Source organism: Aestuariivirga sp., assembly GCF_046294715.1.
Taxonomy (GTDB): domain Bacteria; phylum Pseudomonadota; class Alphaproteobacteria; order Rhizobiales; family Aestuariivirgaceae; genus Aestuariivirga.
Window position 1 is genome coordinate 1 of record NZ_JBKBKI010000063.1, and the last position, 3,914, is coordinate 3,914.

General features: G+C 67.5%; 4 protein-coding genes. 2 read left to right on the forward strand and 2 right to left on the reverse strand.

Annotated elements, in window-relative coordinates:
* Positions 1 to 748 (forward strand): precorrin-3B C(17)-methyltransferase (gene cobJ, locus ACK4HL_RS20295; protein ID WP_409764627.1); only part of this gene is annotated, 748 nt, incomplete at its 5' end.
* Positions 745 to 1,518, forward strand: a complete 774-nt coding sequence (cobM, locus tag ACK4HL_RS20300) for a precorrin-4 C(11)-methyltransferase (protein ID WP_409764629.1) — start codon at positions 745 to 747, stop codon at positions 1,516 to 1,518. The genes cobJ and cobM, both read left to right, overlap by 4 nt.
* A gap of 11 nt (positions 1,519 to 1,529) precedes the next feature.
* Here cobM and ACK4HL_RS20305 read toward each other — a convergent pair whose 3' ends face one another.
* Complete coding sequence (locus tag ACK4HL_RS20305) at positions 1,530 to 2,396, reverse strand: metallophosphoesterase (protein WP_409764631.1); 867 nt, start codon at positions 2,394 to 2,396, stop codon at positions 1,530 to 1,532.
* A gap of 2 nt (positions 2,397 to 2,398) precedes the next feature.
* On the reverse strand, positions 2,399 to 3,914 hold a 1,516-nt coding region (locus tag ACK4HL_RS20310; RefSeq protein WP_409764633.1), incomplete at its 5' end, for a class I tRNA ligase family protein.

A 3,914-nucleotide genomic window follows, 5' to 3' on the forward strand; every position in this document is an offset into this window, starting at 1 on the left:
CGTGGGCATCGGCCCCGGCGCGCCGGAATGGCGCGCGCCCGCCGCCCGCGCCGCGCTCGAGTCATCGTCTGATTGGGTCGGCTACGGCCTCTATCTCGATCTCGTGGCGGATCTCGCTTCCGGCCAGGCTGAGCACCGTTTCCCCCTCGGCGGCGAGGAAAACCGGGTGCGCCACGCCATCGCGCTTGCGAAGGAAGGCCGTGAGGTGGCTCTTGTCTGCTCCGGCGACGCCGGCATCTATGCCATGGCGGCACTCGTTTACGAGGTGATCGACCTCGAGCCAGCCCGCATCGCCGTCAACGTCATTCCCGGCATCTCCGCCTTCCAGGCAGCGGCAGCGAAGGCGGGCGCCTTGATCGGGCACGATTTCTGCTGCATCTCGCTCTCCGATCTCCTCACCCCGTGGGAGGTGATCGAGAAGCGCCTCAAGGCCGCGGCCGAAGGCGACTTCGTCGTCTCCTTCTACAATCCGCGCTCACTGAAGCGGCGGGACCAGCTGCAGAGGGCCTTCGCCATACTGAAGGCGCACCGGCCGCCGGACACGCCGGTCGTGATCGCCTCCAATCTCGGACGGCCCGAGGAACGGGTGAAGATCGTGCAATTCGGCGAGTTCGACCCCGCGGACGTGGACATGCTCACGCTCGTGATGGTGGGCTCGTCCCAATCGACATCCTTCGCGCGCGGCGACGGCAGGACCTATGCCTACACCCCGCGCGGCTATGCAAAGAAAAGAGAGGCAGCGGAATGACCGTGCATTTCATCGGCGCCGGCCCCGGCGCCCCCGATCTCATCACCGTGCGCGGCCTCAGGCTCATCCAGTCGTGTCCCGTGTGCCTCTATGCGGGCTCGCTCGTGCCGGAGGAGATCGTGAAGGCTGCTCCGCGAGGTGCCCGCGTCGTTGACACAGCGCCGCTGACGCTCGACGAGATCATCGCCGAGGTCGAGGCCGCTCACGCCAGGGGCGAGCACGTGGCGCGCGTCCATTCCGGCGACCCGTCTCTCTACGGCGCCATTGCGGAGCAGATCCGCAGGCTCGAGAGGCTCGGCATTCCCTATGACGTGACACCGGGTGTACCCGCCTTCGCCGCCGCCGCGGCGGAACTCAGGACCGAGTTCACCCTCCCCGAGATCGCCCAGACGGTGATCCTCACCCGCACCGCCATGCAGGCCTCCGCCATGCCGCCGGGCGAGACCCTTGAAGAGCTCGGCCGTTCCGGTGCCACCCTCGCCATCCATCTTTCAATTCGGAATCTGGCCTATATCGAACGCGCGCTGACCCCCCATTACGGCGCGGACTGCCCGGTCGTGGTCGCATACCGCATCACCTGGCCGGACCAGATGATCATCCGCGGCACGCTCTCCACCATTGCGAGGAAGGTACGCGAGGCGAAGCTCACCCGCACCGCACTGATCCTGGTGGGACGCGTGCTCGACGCCCACGACTTCCGCGACTCGGCCCTCTATGACGGCGCCCACGAGCATGTGCTGCGGAACCGGAAGACGGTGAAGGCGGGCTGAGGCAACCTCAGTCAGCATGGTTCCAGGCTGATCGCCACGATCTCCGGCGGGCAGTTGATGCGCCAGGGAAGGCCGCTGGTGCCGAGCCCGGCGGAAACGATGAGGTGGCGCCTGCCCTCCACGATGTGCCCGTGCGTCCAGGCGAGCGGTGCTGCGCTGGCATTGACCACTGCGCCCAGGAGGGGCAGGCGCATTTGCCCGCCATGCGTATGCCCGCAGATGGTGACGGCCGGTCCTTCCGGAACATCGGCGAAGCTCGCCGGATCATGGGCGAGGACGATCACCGGCTCCTCGCCCTCGATGCCGGAGAGCGCGCTCGCCACGTCCGGCGTGCCGCTCGAATGATCCTCGAGCCCTGCGACGTGTACAGGGCCCTGAGCCGTCTCCACGCATGCGCTGCTGTTCGAGAGTACCCTGATGCCCTGGCCTTCGAGTGCTGCCGTGACCCGCGCCCGGCCATATTCCGCGTCGTGGTTTCCCAGAACCGCCACCGCGGGAGCTGCGCGCGCCAGCGGCGCAAGGATCTCGGCCAGCGCCTCCGGCCTGATGCGCCCGCCGCCGAAGAGCTGCATGTTCACGAAGTCGCCGGGCAGGAGGATGAGATCGAAACGCCGCGCCAGCACCTCGCTCACGATCGCCTCGAAGCGGTCGAGATCGCCCGCCTGGCTCCCGGCATGAAGGTCGCTCAGCACCGCACACGTGAGGGGCCGCGGCACGGATGCGGCGAGGCGGTAATGGCGCCAGACATGGCGCGGCGCCCGCGTCACTTGCTCCCACCAGCCCTTGTGCTGGTCATCGGCCGCGAAGGGAACGGCCGGGAGGAACCGCGCCTGCGCGAGGTCGACGGCGCGCCAGAATCCCCGCGCGCGTCCCCCCATCGCTAGAGCAGCCTCGTCAGCGCCTCGTCCACCTTTGCCTTGCGCGCCTCGAGCTCCGCCTTGCGCTCGCGCGATTCCTCGAGAACCTCGGGCGGCGCCTTGGCCACGAAACCCGGATTGTTGAGGCGGCCGTCGATGCCGGCCATGTCCTTGGCGATCTTCTCGAGTTCCTTGGAAAGCCGGGCCTTTTCGGCGGCGAAGTCGATCACGCCCTCGAGCGGCAGCGCGATCGTGGCCTCCTCCAGAACGATCTGCGCCGAGGCCTTGGGCACTGCGTCCTCGAAGCCAATGGCGGAAAGCCGTGCGAGCCGCATGATCTCGTTCTCCCAGGCAGCGGCCCGGCGGCGCGTCTCGCTGTTTGCGCTCACGATGACGCAGCCGATCTTGGCGCCTGCGGGCACGTTCATCTCGGCCCGCACCGAGCGCACCTCGGAGATGAACCGGATCACCCACTCCATCTCGGCATCCGCCGCCGGATCGCCGAGGCCCAGGTAGCGCGGCCAGTCGGATTCGATCAGCCACCGCTTGCGCTCGGCCGTCTGCTGCCACAGCTCTTCCGTCACGAAGGGCATGAACGGATGCAGCAACAACAGGATCTGGTCCATCACCCAGCCGGCGGTGGCCCGCGTCTCGGCCTTGGCCTGATCGTCCTCGCCGCCGAGGATCGGCTTGATGAGTTCGAGATACCAGTCGCAGAACACGTTCCAGACGAACTGGTAGAGCGCACCCGCCGCCTCGTTGAACTTGTAGTCCTCGAGAGCCTGCCGCACGAGCGCCTCGGTGCGCGCCGTCTCCCCCGCGATCCAGCGGTTCGCCGTCACGCGCGCGGCCAGCGGGTCGTAGTTGGGCTCGCGCATCACTTCGTTCATCTCGGCGAAACGCGCGGCGTTCCACAGCTTGGTGCCGAAGTTGCGGTAGCCCTCGACACGGGCCTTCGAAAGCTTGATGTCGCGGCCCTGCGCGGCCATGGCGGCGAGGGTGAAGCGCAGCGCGTCTGCGCCATAGGCGTCGATCAGCTCCAGGGGATCGATGACGTTGCCCTTGGACTTCGACATCTTCTGGCCCTTCTCGTCGCGGACCAGGGCGTGGATGTAGACGGTGTGGAACGGCACCTCACGCATGAAGTGCAGGCCCATCATCATCATGCGCGCCACCCAGAAGAAGATGATGTCGAAGCCGGTGACGAGCACGTCGGTCTTGTAGTGCCGCCTGAGCTCCGGCGTCTCTTCCGGCCAGCCCAGCGTCGAGAACGGCCACAGTGCGGAGGAGAACCAGGTGTCGAGCACGTCCTCGTCGCGCGTCAGGTTCACCCGCGCGCCGTAGTGGCGCGCCGCCGCGCCGAGCGCCAGGTTCTCCGTCTCCTCGACGAAGACCGTGCCGTCTGGCCCGTACCAGGCGGGAATCTGGTGGCCCCACCAGAGCTGGCGCGAGATGCACCAGGGCTGGATGTTGCGCATCCACTCGTAATAGGTCTTTTCCCAGTTCTTCGGCACGAAGGCGGTCTCGCCCTTCTCCACC